This window comes from Aquibacillus rhizosphaerae (genome assembly GCF_030282825.1).
GTDB lineage: Bacteria > Bacillota > Bacilli > Bacillales > Amphibacillaceae > Aquibacillus_C > Aquibacillus_C rhizosphaerae.
The window spans coordinates 27,429-41,112 of the sequence record NZ_JASTZU010000034.1 but is presented as its reverse complement, the minus strand read 5'-3'; the positions used below and the strand labels follow the sequence as shown (position 1 = coordinate 41,112).

Here is a 13,684-nt window from a genome sequence, read left to right as displayed (position 1 = left end):
CACCTCATTTCTTCATTGTTAATTACTTCTTCGCTTGAACATTTATGAAGGTAATGTCTCAATCATTTGTTTTACAAACTTTAAGAAATCTTCTCTAACTTTTGCAGTGGTTTCCATTACTTCATCGTGTGACAATGGTTGATCTAAAATACCCGCCGCCATATTTGAAATACAAGAAATACCCAACACACGTAAACCAGAATGGTTAGCAACAATTACTTCCGGTACAGTAGACATTCCAACCGCATCCCCACCGAGAGTGCGTAGCATTCTAATTTCTGCACCTGTTTCATAAGATGGACCTGTGTTCCCTACATAAACACCTTCCTGTACAGAAATCCCTAATTGTTTGGCACAACGTTTAGCATGGTCAATTAAGTTTTTATTATATGCCTCTGACATATCAGGAAAACGTGCACCTATTTCTTCATCATTTTTACCGATAAGCGGATTGGTGCCCATGTTATTAATATGATCCGTAATCATCATTAAATCTCCGGGTTGAAACTTTTCATTTATGCCACCCGCTGCATTTGTAACAAATAGGTTCTCAATACCTATTTGTTTCATAACTCTTACAGGGAAAGTAACTTGTTCCATCGAATAACCTTCATAGAAATGAAAGCGACCTTGCATCGCAATCACTTGTTTACCTTCTAGTTGACCTATAACCAATTGACCTTTATGCCCTTCCACAGTTGATACAGGAAAATGAGGTATGTCATTATAAGAAATGGTAATAGGATTCTGAATTTCTTCAGCCAACACACCTAAACCGGAACCTAGAATTAAACCAATTGTTGGTTTAATCGTCAACTTATTATTAATAAAGGACGCAGCTTCATTGACTTCAATTATATTCATATTTTTTCCCCCTATTTAATGTCTTTTAAAAAGCTTGTACCATATTCAGGCAATCTCACCTGAAAATTATCAGCTATTGTTGCACCAATATCCGCAAATGTTTTACGAATTGGTAGTTCAACACCTTCTGAAATTGATTTATGATAAACCAGTAGCGGCACGTATTCTCGGGTATGATCTGTACCATGATGGACGGGATCATTACCATGATCTGCAGTTATTATTAATAAGTCATCTTGTTTTAATTTATTTAATACTTCAGGTAACCGGTGATCAAAAGACTCTAGTGCCTCACCATATCCCTGCGGGTCTCTTCTATGACCATATTTAGCATCGAAATCAACTAAATTTAAGAAATTCAAACCGTGGAAGTTCTTATCGATGGACTGAATAAATTTTTCCATTCCATCTTCATTATCCTTTGTACGAATTGATTCTGTAACACCTTCACCGTCATAGATATCAGCTATTTTCCCTAAAGCAACAACATCATAATCATTATCTTTCAATTCATTCATCACAGTTCGACCAAATGGTTTTAACGCATAATCGTGACGGTTGGAAGTTCGTTCAAATGCTCCTGGCTTACCAACAAATGGTCTAGCAATTACCCTGCCTATCATATATTTTTCATCCAAAGTCAGTTCACGAGCAATTTCACATATTCGGTATTGTTCTTCAATAGGAATAATGTCTTCATGAGCAGCTATTTGCAAGACTGAATCTGCAGAAGTATAAACAATTAAATCCCCCGTTTCCATGTGCGCTTGCCCAAGTTCTTTTATGATTTCTGTACCTGATGCGGGTTTATTACCAATAACTTTTCTACCACTTTTTTCTTCTAATTGATTGATAAGTTCAGGAGGAAACTCAGAAAATGTTCGAAATGGTTTTTCAATATGCAAACCCATTATTTCCCAATGTCCTGTCATCGTATCTTTTCCATTTGAAGCTTCTTCCATTTTCGTATAATGAGCCTTAGGCGGTGTCGCCTTATCTATCCCTTTAATATCCTTAATATTACTCAATCCTAATTCACCTAATGAGGGCATATGTAATCCATTCATATGTTCCGCAATATGTCCAAGTGTATCTGCACCTTTATCATTAAATTCTGCTGCATCTGGAGCTTCCCCTATTCCAACTGAATCTAAAACAACTAAAAATACTCTCTTAAAGTTCTTCATAAACTATTCCCTCCTATACCATTTACTTTCCCTACTTTACTATCTTTTATGCCACATTTTTTCTGTTGTAAGATGTCTAACAACTTAAACGAAAAAAATAGGCTTACTTACGCTCGAGGATGATACGATTTATAAATATCTTTTAATCTAGCTTTGGAAACATGTGCATAAATTTGTGTAGTTGAAATATCAGCATGACCTAACATTTCTTGAACTGCTCTTATGTCTGCTCCGTTTTCAAGTAAATGCGTTGCAAACGAATGTCTTAGCGTATGAGGCGTAACTTCTTTTTTTATTCCAGCATTACGTGAGACACCTTTCAATATTCTCCAAAATCCTTGCCTTGTTAGAGGATTACCTTGATGATTAATAAATAGTGCACTATTTATTTTGCCTTTAAGTAGAATATCCCTACTATTTGTTAAATAAGATTCTACAGATTCTTTTGCAATATCACCTAAAGGTACAATTCTTTCTTTTGAACCACTTCCTAAACAACGGATAAAACCCATTGTTAAGTGCAAATCTTCAAGCTTCAAACTTATTAACTCTGAGACTCTTAATCCGGTTGCGTAAAGAATTTCGAGCATAGCTTTGTTACGAATGCTAAGCGGGTCGACTTCTTCTATCGTGAACAATATCTCCACTTCTTGTGAGGATAATACTTGTGGTAGTTTTCTTTCCATTTTTGGAGATTCAATATGTAAACTAGCATCATTTTTGATCCCATATTCTCGCACAAGATATTGATGAAACAGTCTTAAAGAGGATAACGATCTAGCAATAGTTGCGGAGGATTTCCCCTCATTATTTAGATGATATAAATATTGCATCACATGTGTTCTTAAAACCAAGGACCAATCTTTAATTTGGAGTTTATCTTGAAGGAATTTCACATAATTATTAAGATCCCGCTTATATGATTGCAGTGTATTATCAGATAACTCTCTATCTACCTTTAAATAATGGAAGAAATCCTTTAATGTATCTTGCATAACTTTTTACTCCCCTAGTCGAAAAAAAATAGATAAGCGATCAATTATACTCTGTTGATTGTTACTAGATACTTTTACAGCAGTTCCTTCTGGAGGATCATAGCGGTGAAAGTCTTCATATTCGGCATGCATTGCACGCAATCCAAAATAAAAAAGCAAGGTACAAGCCGTAAATATGACGAATATTTTAATTGTATCCTTTAGTAATGAAAAAATAGGCTTCATAACATATCTCCTTGATAAGAATAATAACAATACCCAAGACAGGTTGTACTTTTCCTACAATACAAGATATGCCAAAAACCTAGACAAATATACGTAAACCTCGGTAAGATTTAACAATAAATATTTTAACATAGGATACTGCAGTCGTAACAGTGTTAGCATATATATCAATCGGTAAGTAGATTCCGATTTTAATTATAAACTAAAAAGCCTTTTTCAACCGAAAAGGCTTTTTAATCATATTGAATGGTTGCTTCTACTTCCATTTGCTGTTCTTCATCCGCTTCTTTCTCTTGGCATTTTCTACAAACACCATGAAATGTTAAACGGTGGTCTTTCACTTTAAATCCCCAGTCATCTTCCACTATTTTTTCCACGTCTTCTAGCAAATCATCTACAATTTCTTCTACTGAACCACATTCAGTACAAACTAAGTGATGATGAAAATGGGCAGCTCCCTCTTTACGGAGGTCATAACGAGACACACCATCACCAAAATTTATTTTATCTACGATTTTTAGTTCGGATAGCAATTCCAGGGTGCGATACACAGTCGCTAATCCGATTTCAGGTGCTTTCTCTTTTACAAGGAGGTATACATCCTCTGCACTTAAGTGATCTTCTTCTCGTTCTAATAGCACACGTACTGTTGCTTCTCGTTGTGGAGTAAGCTTATAGCTTTGCGCATGTAATAGTTTTTTAATCCGGTCGATTCGATGTTCCATGTCTGAAACCTCCCTCACTTTCTCAATTATAAGCAGACATGAAACGAGTGTCAATTACAATCATTACAAATAATAAACAATAATTAATTTTAAATTATAATAATTATCATTTATACATCCATTGAATTACTAGCTCCATTGCTTCGTTTGATACAAATGATTCAATTAATGCAGCTAGACCAATGACAACTAGCAAGGAAAGATACAGCGATATATACCTTAAAAATGGCTGAATAATCGGTTGTTGGAGTTTTCGAGTAAATATTTTCCTTAGTAGGGTTAAGGAAAATATCATTGCTAAACTTCCTGCCACTAAATAAACTGGAATAATTAACAAATTTTGTGGGGCTATTGATGCTGCTGCAAGTAACAGCCCTTGCCAGCCCATTTGATTTACAAAAAAGCCAACTGAAAAACCAACTACTAACCCTTTTACAAATAAGAGAATCCAAATAATAGGTAAGCCAATAATCGATAATCCTAAAACAAATAATAAAAGTAAATAATTCAAGTGATACAGAAATGTACTCTTAAACATCTCTTTTTTCTCAATAACAGGACCTTCCATTATTTGTCCAAAAAAACGATCAATATAAAAAAACAAATCCTCTTTTTGAGCAAAATTCATACTATTAACAATAACAGCACCAAAAATAATACCTATTAAAAATAAAACTAACATAAAAAAATAGATGGCAGCATGATTATTTATATGTTCCGAAGCCAAATTTTTAGATTTATACATGAGTATCCTCCGTTCTTCTACTAAAACTATTGCTTGTAGTAAGAATCTATGAGTTACTCTGTTAAAATAGACCAGAAAATATTAGTTACTAGTTTTTTCTTACACTACCGTACTTACCGCCACCTCCAGCGATTACTGGTAGTTCTCCTTTTCGCATTTTAATGATTGCCTGCACAATATTTTCATGGACAACTTCTTTCAATTCTTGTTCACTCGCTTCATGTATCACACGCATTTCGGTACCAAAACGATCTAATAATCGTCTAAATGCTTTTGGACCAAGCATAGGAATATACTCCAAAGGTACTTGGTAAATATAAGGAGGTCTTGTACTAACAGGTTCAACCGTGTCCTGTAATTCATCAATTCGATCTGCTACTCCTTTTATAATTTTAATGGATCCACACTTAGGACATTGCCCCTCACCGGAATAAGCTAAAAGACAATTTTTACAGACTGTTTGGTGGTATTTGCCTAATAGTGGGTTCATGCCATAATTTTCAATAATATGTCTTCCATTAACCTGATGAAGTGAACACTCTAATTCTTTAAATGAAGCCTCCTTACTATTAATTTTTTGATATTCTCTTGCAATTTTAGAAAGTGAATGGGCATCTGAATTAGTAAGAAAAGTATAACGATGTAACTCTGATATATGATCGGCCATCGTTGTATCTGCGCTCAATCCAAGTTCAATCGCATCAATTAAATCTGGATCAAATACTTCCGTAATGGAGGTTTTCACACCTTTACCATAGACACTTTTAAATGGTGTGAATACATGTGCAGGTATAAACAATCCTTCTAATTCTTTTATTTTATATTGAAGTTCCTTACCCGCCCCATAAAATCTTTGAGAACTTAAATTTATATTTGTCATTCTAGTCGATAACCAGTTTGAAAATTGTTTCATATGTTGGATAGTTGGAAAGAAACACAACACGTGAATAGGGCCGTAACATGATTCATCATATACTTCTATCTCTGAGCCCAATAGCATCGTAACATGTTCAAATCTAATCCCACCATCTACCAACTCTATAGCTTTATTATTATTTATCAATAACTCAATTTCTTGCTGAACGGATGGTACGTGACTATCAATAACACCAACCATATCAATACCCTTGTTTCTGCTAGATTCTTTTAAAATATTGATTAACGTTAATGATTTTGATCCAGTAATTTTTACTGGCTTATTGTTCATATCTCTTCCAACATGGATATGTAAATCTGCATAAAATGAATCCATAAATTATTTCATTCCTCTTAATTTTAGATAGAGAATAGCATAAGCTGTTTTAGCATCATGTATTCTATTTTCTTTTACTAATTCCTCAGCTTCTTCTAATGATAACTCCATCAATTCAACAAATTCATCGTCATCAAGTGCTTTTTCTTCAGCTAACGGATAAAGTGTATTAGTAAAATACAAATATATAATCTCATCAGCAAATCCTGGTGAAGTATAAAATGATGTAACGAGCTCTAACTCATCTGTTGTATATCCTGTCTCTTCTTCCAGCTCACGCTTTGCAGATAATTCCGGTTTTTCACCTATTTCAAGTTTTCCAGCAGGAATCTCCACAAGACTTTTTTCTAAGGGCTTACGATATTGTTCAACAAAAACTATTTTTTCTTCGGGAGTAATAGCAATAACTGCTACTGCACCTGGATGTTTGATTATTTCTCTTTTTGAAGTGTTGCCATCTGGAAGAGTAACTTCATCCACTTGCAGTTTTACCACCTTCCCCTCAAATATTTGTTTCGAACTCGTAGTTTTCTCTTCAAATTTATTCATTTTTATTACTCTCCCTTAACAAAGAATATCTTCTATCATCTTATATTAACATAATTTAGCATTCACATTAGTTGTATTTGACATGCATTATTCCTACAATAAACATAGAAAGAAAAAAGGAAAGGGCGGATAAGAATGAATAAATCAACACTAGGCAATTCAGACTTAATTGTATCTGAATTAGCACTTGGTTGTATGTCTTTAGGTACGAATGAACAAAAGGCCAAAGAAATTATCGATAAAGCACTTGATTCAGGTATTAATTACCTAGACACCGCTGATTTATATGACCAAGGTGAAAATGAAGCAATTGTTGGGAACGTACTAAAAGGAAAAAGGGATCAAGTAGTCTTAGCAACCAAAGTTGGGAACCATTTAAAAGACGATGGTACTTGGTTTTGGGATCCATCAAAAGCTTATATAAAAGAACAAGTAAAAGAAAGCCTACGCAGATTAAGAACCGATTACATTGATTTATACCAGTTACATGGTGGAACGATTGATGACCCAATTGAAGAAACAATCGAGGCATTCGAGGAATTAAAACAAGATGGTCTCATTCGTTATTATGGGATTTCATCAATTAGACCAAACGTTATTAAAGAATTTGTTAAGCATTCATCTATTGTTAGTGTTATGATGCAATACAGTTTATTAGATCGCAGGCCAGAAGAGGAAGTATTAGATTTACTTGCAGATAACAATATTAGTGTAGTTGCAAGAGGACCTCTTGCAAAAGGGATGCTTAGTGACCATGCTATAAAAAAAGTGACCGAAAAAGGGAAACAAGGATATTTAGATTATTCACATGAGGAACTAGAAGATATTGCGAATAACTTGAACCAAGTAAGTGGTGAAACGATTACTTCTTTATCTCTTCGGTACATCCTTTCACACCGTGCAGTAACTAGTGCGGTATTTGGAGCAAGTTCTATAGAGCAAGTTAATAATAATGTTAACGCACTACAGTCTTCTTCATTGTCAACGGAGCAATATGAGGAGTTGCAAAACATAACAAAAGCTATTACCTATGATAAGCATAGATAATATACTTTTTAAATTTCTTCTAAACGATTGTTGTTAACCAAAACAACTATAAAGTCTACACTAGTATGATTAACTTTCGCAAAAATTATTTTACGATGCAATGATGCTTGAGTGGTATTCCGTTCCGTCAGCATAACATCTCACATAGAAAAAGAGCACCTCCAATTTTTGTGTGTCCAATAATTGGGGGGGCTATTCAAAAGCGAGTGTTTTTTCGCAGCGCTAGACCCATACTTATCTTATAAAGACAGAAAAGAATCACACTAAAGTTAGTGCAGTCTTTCTATCAACTGTTACTTTAAAAAAGCTACAAGCTGATGAAAAAATAACTTAAAAAATAGACAAGGGACTGTTAGCCGCCTTGTCTATTTTATTCTATTTATATTTTTTCCAGTCCATATCACTTTCAAAAAATAGCTCTTCAAAACTTATATTTTCTTCTTTTCTTTTTCTTTCGGCAAGCTTTTTTTGTCTATCTTGTTCTTCCATTTCCTTTTGTTGTTTACGCATGCTTTCTTTTTTACTGGACAACTTAGAAAGTATATCTTGATCTAACCTATCTTTTAGTGTGGACTTATTATCATCTTTTTTATTGGATTCTTTTCTCATACTACTACACCTTTTACTAAATCATTATCAGGAATAATAGGGTTTAAAATCCCTTCAGGACTTGATAATCTGAAACTATTACCTAAATGATCAAGTGTTAATTGATTAGCAAAAAAAACTGCTTGTTGTTTATGAATAATTACCTCATATTCTCCATTATCGTTTTCAACTGATTCAAACGCATCATCTGTTGAATTTGTTAAGCGTACACTCGGCATACCGCTGACACCACAACCACAATCATCCGTATCATAGTACAACCAAATATAATTATGATTCGCTTTATTTAACTCATTTATTTTTTCTATAGCAGATGAAGTTAAAGTAAGTTTCAAAGTTATTCCTCCTATTGATTAAGCATCTTACTTACATTATAAATTGAAGAACAAAAGATTTCCAAGACCATGTTTATAAGAAAATCAATCATCCACCTATAAAACAAGTTCATTTTCGATTAAATTGTTTTTTTAACATTTTTTCTACAATAGAAGGAAACAATTGATAAAATTTGCTACCAACGTTCATCCAACCAGGCATATTAATTTCTCTTTTATTTGTAAATAAAACTCCTACGACTTTTTTTGCCACATCATCTGGATCAAGCATATATCGATCTACTGATTTTTGATAACCTCCACTTGGATCAGCAACATTAAAAAAGTTAGTTCTGACTGGACCCAAATTAACAGCTGTTACATAAACACCTTTTCTTTCAACCTCTAATCGAAGAGCGTTGGTAAATCCAATTACAGCATGTTTCGTAGCACTATATATAGATGACTTTGGTGTTGCTATCTTTCCTGCTTGTGATGCAATATTAATAATATGACTTTTCTTATTTTTTATTAAATGTGGAAGTGTTTGATGCACTCCTCGAATTAGAGCAAAAACATTCAATTTAAACATACGTTCAACATCATCCCATTTTGTATCTTCTATGTAGTCAAACACACCAAAACCAGCATTGTTTATAACCGCATCTATTTTATTATAATCTCTAATTATTGTTTGCAAACAATTCTCCCACTCATCTAATTTGATTAAATCAACTACATAATATTGGCAGTTAACAGAAAATGTTTCATTAATTTGCTGTTTTAGTTCTATTAATTTATCTTCTGATCGAGCAACTAAAATAGGAGTTCCGCCATTTTCAGCAATATACCAAGCTATTCTTTCGCCAATACCAGATGAACCACCTGTAACTATTATATTTTTAGATTGAAGTTTTGACATTTTTTCACCTTCTTCTTAAATTAATTTTCATTATTTTTGACTTCGTTAACATTGTTGCTTACAGCCGTTGTATTTGATAAAAAGTTTGCACTACATAATCTTAACTTTTATGCAATGATAACTGAGTGGTAAAACTCCGTTCCGGCAGAATACTACGCTTTCCACGGCTACGACTTCAGCTAACTCAGAAGAAGATTACTTCTGAGTGGATCTTCAGCTCGTGGAACTGCGATTACTCGCCCCAGCAAAACATTTGCTGGGCCCGTAGGAGTCTTCATACTCTAGCTCGACTTTTACATTTTCCTAATCTAGAAATATATATTAATTAATATTTCTTGGATTATTTTCATTAAAAATAAAATTAGACCGGGCGAAGGAAAAATGCGACACTCCTTGAAAATACAGAACAATTTTCTGCGTGCGATGCATTGCTTCCATAGCTTTCCTTGGGCCTGCGGTTACTCGGCCCATCGAAAACATTTGTCCTGGGGGAAGAGTAGCTTCCGAAGACCCCAAAGGGTAAGGAAAGCTCCAGTGAAATGACATTGCACGCAGAAAAAGTGTTGTTCTTTTTCAAGAAAACGTTCTTTTTGACCGAGGGAGGCTAAGGTGCTGCCCCCGAAAAGGAGTATTTTTCCATAGCACTTGATTTAACACTTATCTTAGATAGAATGCAAGGAGGTTACGATAAAGCAAGTGCAAACTTTATATTTTATCTGTCATAAAAAAAAATTAAATTTTGAAAACTGACTTATTTTAAGATTTAAATAATGCATGTATTGTGTTTGTTAATATTTTTGGCAAGTATTCAAAACTATAAGTTAACTCTAATCGTTCTGTCCATTGATGCGGGTCTTTCCCATTAGGTCCAACATTAATCACTGGCATCGAAATTGATTCAAGCAGATGTTCAGGAAATTCAAAACCTTTGTTTTGCAACGGTAAATTTTTCATTAATGAAGTTAAATCGCTTCCTGCACTAACCGGACCTAAATAGCTTAAGTCTGATAACCCAGGAAAATAGGCGATTTCTTTCATCGATAAACTAAAATTTTCAGCTGTGTATTTTTGTATTTTTTCTACAACGCTAGCTATATAAGGATTCGTTGATGATGAAACAGATGGATAAAAAGGTGGACTATAAAATAATACAATCATAGGTGCCATATCTTTGCATAAGGCCGCCAAGTCTTGAACCAATAACGTTGAAAAATCACGGTCCCCTTCTTCTCTTTGACTAATCAATAAATTTTGCCTTCTTTCGACCTCTTCTTTTCCAAACCGATTAATAGCAATTTCATAGAGTTCTTCATACATAAACACATGAACATTGATTGTTGGTTTAACAAATTCCTTTGTATATTGTGAGTAACTAGTCATTTTCTCATAAAAATGTTCTACAATAGATTTACTAGCTTTCTCTGCCGCATTAAATAATTTCTTGTTCAGTGTCTCAATAGATTGTTTTAAATAGAGTACATTATACATTGCTACTGCAGTAGTAGGCGTTTGAACTGAATAAGCTTCTTTTAAATCTCTCTGCATTAAACTAACTGGTGGAGGTGTTATTTCATCTCCAACCTTTTCAACGAACATTTCATTTAATTCTAATTCTTGCGACAAGTAACTAACCATTAAATTTGCATTTAATCCAGCAAATGGTTCTCCGACATGTGTTTCTTTTCCATAACATAAAAAACCAGGTAGTACTTTTCCAATAGAACCCGTGTACAAATAGTTACTTTTATCAGCTGGGAACTTGCTAAACATTGGTTCACTATTTAAACACGAAAGGTAATTTAAGTTATGGAAGTTTTTTAAATGTTCCAATACAGGTAAGGCCGTGAGCATACCTAATGAATTTGCCTCTTCATCAGGAACAGATAACAAAAGGATATTCCCTTTGAATTCACCATGCATCGCCTTTTCTAGCATAGACAGTTGAAGGGTTAGACCCGCTTTCATATCCATGGTACCTCTTCCAAATAGCCAATCGCCTGTTTCTATATCATTTTGCACTAATTCAGATAACTCTTCTTTTCTTTTGTTGATCTCTTTTGTTAATATTTTCGGGTGAAAAGCCATATTCTTTAAGGAGCCATAATCATCAATTGCTACAACATCAAAGTGGCTTAATAGAATGATAGTTTCACTTGTATTACCTTGTTTCACTAAGGCGGTAAGTAGTTGACGCCCATCTTTTAAAGGATGTAATTGAAGTAAACTTGGATTGTTTTTAAAGTAATCCGTTTCGACTAATAGGTTTTTTAAGTGTTCCGCTATTGCTATTTCAGCTTCAGATCCAGTAATACTAGGAAAATTAACAAGTGAACATAATAATTCAATTAAGTCCGATTTGGTTTGCCATCTTTGCATGGATATCTTCCTTTCAAATTGACTTTTTTTATAAAATGTACCACAATCAGTAGGAATACCTTAAATGAAGAGGTGAAGCTTTTGAATACAATTGTTTATGCCCATCGTGGTGCTAGCAAACTAGCACCTGAAAATACAATGCCTGCATTTGAATTAGCTTATCAACTGGATGCAGATGGCATTGAGACGGACGTTCAATTGACAAAAGATCGAGTACCAGTTTTAATTCACGATGAAAACGTTAGACGTACAACAAATGGTACTGGATTTGTGCAAGATTATACATTTAAAGAACTACAACAATTGGATGCAGGATCTTGGTTCTCCTCCCAATATATTAATACTTCTATCATATCACTTGATGAATTTTTGCGTTGGATAAAAGACAAAAATTTAAAATTGAATATTGAATTAAAAAATAATGTAATAGAGTACAAGGATTTGGAGGATATTGTGTATAACCTTCTAAAATCCTATCAAGTACTAGATCGAACAGTAATTTCTAGCTTTAACTCAAAAAGTATAAAAAGGTTTAATAAGATAGACCCTAATGTAACAACTGCTTATTTGACTTCACAAAAGATAGTTGATTTGATACCTTTTGCGAAGAGCAAAGGAGCTTCAGGTTTACATATTAAAAACCGAATTTTAAGCAAATCTCTCTTAGACAAAGCAAAGGAGAGTAATCTATACGTTTCCGTCTGGACGGTTAATAGACCCACACAAATGATGCGTTGTTATAAATTAGGATGTAAAGCAATCTTTACCGATGTTCCACATGTTGCTAAAGAAACCCTTAGGTTATTTAACAAGAGAAGTAATTAAGATAATTTAGGAGGCCACCTAATCATGACAAACAATAAACTATTCAGTCCTATAAACTTTGATGACATAACTCTTAAAAATCGAATTGTTATGTCTCCCATGTGCATGTATTCGTGTGAATCCGAAGATGGAACTGTACACCCCTTCCATATCGCACACTATGAATCAAGAGCTGCAGGTCAAGTTGGCTTGGTAATGGTTGAGGCTACTGCAGTACAGGCTGAGGGGCGAATCTCATCTAAAGATTTAGGTATTTGGAATGATGATCATATAACAGGATTAAAACAAATTAGCAAGCGTGTTCAAGCGTTTGGCGCAAAAAGTAGTATTCAATTAGCTCATGCTGGCAGAAAAGCAGAATTAGAAGGAAACATTTATGCACCAAGCGCAACAAAATTCAATGAAAATTATCAGACACCTATTGAAATGACTGAAACTGATATAATTCAAACAATTGATGCTTTTAAACAAGCTGCTAAACGTTCTGCAAAGGCAGGATTTGATATTATTGAAATTCATGGTGCCCATGGCTATTTAATTAATCAGTTTTTATCTCCTCTTACAAATACCAGACAAGATCAATATGGTGGAAACCGTGATAATCGATATCGATTGTTATCTGAGATTATTAATGTAGTTAAAACAGAATGGGATGGCCCATTATTTGTTCGTATTTCAGCAAACGAGTATAAAGAAGAAGGAAACAACATAGATGATTTCATCTATTTCTCACAACTCATGAAAAAACAAGGCGTATCATTAATTGATTGCAGTTCTGGTGGTGTTGTTCCTGCAAGTATTACACCCTACCCTGGGTATCAAGTACCTTTTGCAGAACAGATTAGAAAAGAAGCAGACATTGCTACTGGCGCTGTTGGATTAATCACAACCGGCATCCAAGCTGAAGAAATTCTACAAAATGAACGAGCAGATTTAATTTTTCTTGCTCGAGCATTATTACGAAATCCATATTGGGCCAAAGCTGCAGCTGATGAACTTAAGGAAAATATAGAAGCTCCAAAACAATATGCTCGTGGTTGGCAATAATC

Annotated in this window: 15 protein-coding genes; 3 read left to right on the top strand and 12 right to left on the bottom strand. The window is 34.1% G+C overall.

The features are described from left to right. Window positions 1-42: 42 nt before the first annotated feature. From QQS35_RS09770 to QQS35_RS09735, 8 genes are all read right to left on the bottom strand, one after another. Window positions 43-864 carry a purine-nucleoside phosphorylase gene (locus QQS35_RS09770; RefSeq protein WP_285931875.1) on the bottom strand — a complete coding sequence of 274 codons (822 nt, stop codon included), beginning with the start codon at window positions 862-864 and terminating at the stop codon, window positions 43-45. Window positions 865-875: 11 nt separating this feature from the next. Further along, window positions 876-2,051: a phosphopentomutase gene (gene deoB / locus QQS35_RS09765; protein WP_285931874.1), complete on the bottom strand. Its 1,176-nt coding sequence runs from the start codon at window positions 2,049-2,051 to the stop codon at window positions 876-878. 107 nt (window positions 2,052-2,158) lie between these two features. Continuing rightward, entirely contained in the window at window positions 2,159-3,046 is an 888-nt protein-coding gene (gene xerD / locus QQS35_RS09760) for a site-specific tyrosine recombinase XerD (protein ID WP_285931873.1), read from the bottom strand. Window positions 3,047-3,052: 6 nt separating this feature from the next. Then, a complete protein-coding gene (locus tag QQS35_RS09755) occupies window positions 3,053-3,271 on the bottom strand; it encodes a YqzK family protein (protein WP_285931872.1) in 219 nt (72 codons plus the stop codon). A gap of 233 nt (window positions 3,272-3,504) precedes the next feature. After that, window positions 3,505-3,996 carry a ferric iron uptake transcriptional regulator gene (fur, locus tag QQS35_RS09750; RefSeq protein WP_285931871.1) on the bottom strand — a complete coding sequence of 164 codons (492 nt, stop codon included), beginning with the start codon at window positions 3,994-3,996 and terminating at the stop codon, window positions 3,505-3,507. A 106-nt stretch (window positions 3,997-4,102) separates the two neighbouring features. Next, on the bottom strand, window positions 4,103-4,741 hold the full coding sequence (gene spoIIM / locus QQS35_RS09745) for a stage II sporulation protein M (protein ID WP_285931869.1): 639 nt from the start codon (window positions 4,739-4,741) through the stop codon (window positions 4,103-4,105). 88 nt (window positions 4,742-4,829) lie between these two features. Next, window positions 4,830-5,993: an endonuclease Q family protein gene (locus tag QQS35_RS09740; protein ID WP_285931868.1), complete on the bottom strand. Its 1,164-nt coding sequence runs from the start codon at window positions 5,991-5,993 to the stop codon at window positions 4,830-4,832. A gap of 3 nt (window positions 5,994-5,996) precedes the next feature. After that, window positions 5,997-6,542 (bottom strand): NUDIX domain-containing protein, encoded by a 546-nt coding sequence (locus QQS35_RS09735; protein WP_285931867.1) that lies wholly within the window; start codon window positions 6,540-6,542, stop codon window positions 5,997-5,999. Between the two features lie 135 nt (window positions 6,543-6,677). Here QQS35_RS09735 and QQS35_RS09730 point away from each other — a divergent pair, with 135 nt between their 5' ends. Beyond that, window positions 6,678-7,589, top strand: coding sequence for an aldo/keto reductase (locus tag QQS35_RS09730; RefSeq protein ID WP_285931866.1), 912 nt, complete (start codon window positions 6,678-6,680; stop codon window positions 7,587-7,589). A gap of 375 nt (window positions 7,590-7,964) precedes the next feature. Here the strand turns inward: QQS35_RS09730 and QQS35_RS09725 are convergent, their stop codons facing one another. The 4 genes from QQS35_RS09725 to QQS35_RS09710 all read right to left on the bottom strand — a co-directional run bounded on the left by QQS35_RS09725 (window position 7,965) and on the right by QQS35_RS09710 (window position 11,810). Further along, window positions 7,965-8,198, bottom strand: coding sequence for a YqkE family protein (locus QQS35_RS09725; protein ID WP_285931861.1), 234 nt, complete (start codon window positions 8,196-8,198; stop codon window positions 7,965-7,967). Then, a complete protein-coding gene (locus QQS35_RS09720; protein WP_285931860.1) occupies window positions 8,195-8,533 on the bottom strand; it encodes an iron-sulfur cluster biosynthesis family protein in 339 nt (112 codons plus the stop codon). The genes QQS35_RS09725 and QQS35_RS09720 overlap by 4 nt, the downstream gene beginning before the upstream one ends. A gap of 109 nt (window positions 8,534-8,642) precedes the next feature. After that, window positions 8,643-9,434 carry an SDR family NAD(P)-dependent oxidoreductase gene (locus QQS35_RS09715; protein ID WP_285931859.1) on the bottom strand — a complete coding sequence of 264 codons (792 nt, stop codon included), beginning with the start codon at window positions 9,432-9,434 and terminating at the stop codon, window positions 8,643-8,645. Window positions 9,435-10,190: 756 nt separating this feature from the next. Further along, entirely contained in the window at window positions 10,191-11,810 is a 1,620-nt protein-coding gene (locus QQS35_RS09710) for a M20/M25/M40 family metallo-hydrolase (protein WP_285931858.1), read from the bottom strand. A gap of 72 nt (window positions 11,811-11,882) precedes the next feature. Here QQS35_RS09710 and QQS35_RS09705 point away from each other — a divergent pair, with 72 nt between their 5' ends. Both QQS35_RS09705 and namA read left to right on the top strand, forming a co-directional pair. Continuing rightward, window positions 11,883-12,635: a glycerophosphodiester phosphodiesterase gene (locus QQS35_RS09705; protein ID WP_331490722.1), complete on the top strand. Its 753-nt coding sequence runs from the start codon at window positions 11,883-11,885 to the stop codon at window positions 12,633-12,635. A 24-nt stretch (window positions 12,636-12,659) separates the two neighbouring features. Then, entirely contained in the window at window positions 12,660-13,682 is a 1,023-nt protein-coding gene (namA, locus tag QQS35_RS09700; RefSeq protein ID WP_285931856.1) for an NADPH dehydrogenase NamA, read from the top strand. The last annotated feature ends 2 nt before the right edge of the window (window positions 13,683-13,684 follow it).

Coding starts and splice junctions, on each gene's coding strand:
- deoB (WP_285931874.1), bottom strand. CDS start 2,051: ATGAAGAACTTTAAGAGAGTATTTTTAGTTGTTTTAGATTCAGTTGGA.
- namA (WP_285931856.1), top strand. CDS start 12,660: ATGACAAACAATAAACTATTCAGTCCTATAAACTTTGATGACATAACT.
- xerD (WP_285931873.1), bottom strand. CDS start 3,046: ATGCAAGATACATTAAAGGATTTCTTCCATTATTTAAAGGTAGATAGA.
- QQS35_RS09755 (WP_285931872.1), bottom strand. CDS start 3,271: ATGAAGCCTATTTTTTCATTACTAAAGGATACAATTAAAATATTCGTC.
- QQS35_RS09710 (WP_285931858.1), bottom strand. CDS start 11,810: ATGCAAAGATGGCAAACCAAATCGGACTTAATTGAATTATTATGTTCA.
- fur (WP_285931871.1), bottom strand. CDS start 3,996: ATGGAACATCGAATCGACCGGATTAAAAAACTATTACATGCGCAAAGC.
- QQS35_RS09735 (WP_285931867.1), bottom strand. CDS start 6,542: ATGAATAAATTTGAAGAGAAAACTACGAGTTCGAAACAAATATTTGAG.
- QQS35_RS09725 (WP_285931861.1), bottom strand. CDS start 8,198: ATGAGAAAAGAATCCAATAAAAAAGATGATAATAAGTCCACACTAAAA.
- QQS35_RS09715 (WP_285931859.1), bottom strand. CDS start 9,434: ATGTCAAAACTTCAATCTAAAAATATAATAGTTACAGGTGGTTCATCT.
- QQS35_RS09770 (WP_285931875.1), bottom strand. CDS start 864: ATGAATATAATTGAAGTCAATGAAGCTGCGTCCTTTATTAATAATAAG.
- spoIIM (WP_285931869.1), bottom strand. CDS start 4,741: ATGTATAAATCTAAAAATTTGGCTTCGGAACATATAAATAATCATGCT.
- QQS35_RS09730 (WP_285931866.1), top strand. CDS start 6,678: ATGAATAAATCAACACTAGGCAATTCAGACTTAATTGTATCTGAATTA.
- QQS35_RS09740 (WP_285931868.1), bottom strand. CDS start 5,993: ATGGATTCATTTTATGCAGATTTACATATCCATGTTGGAAGAGATATG.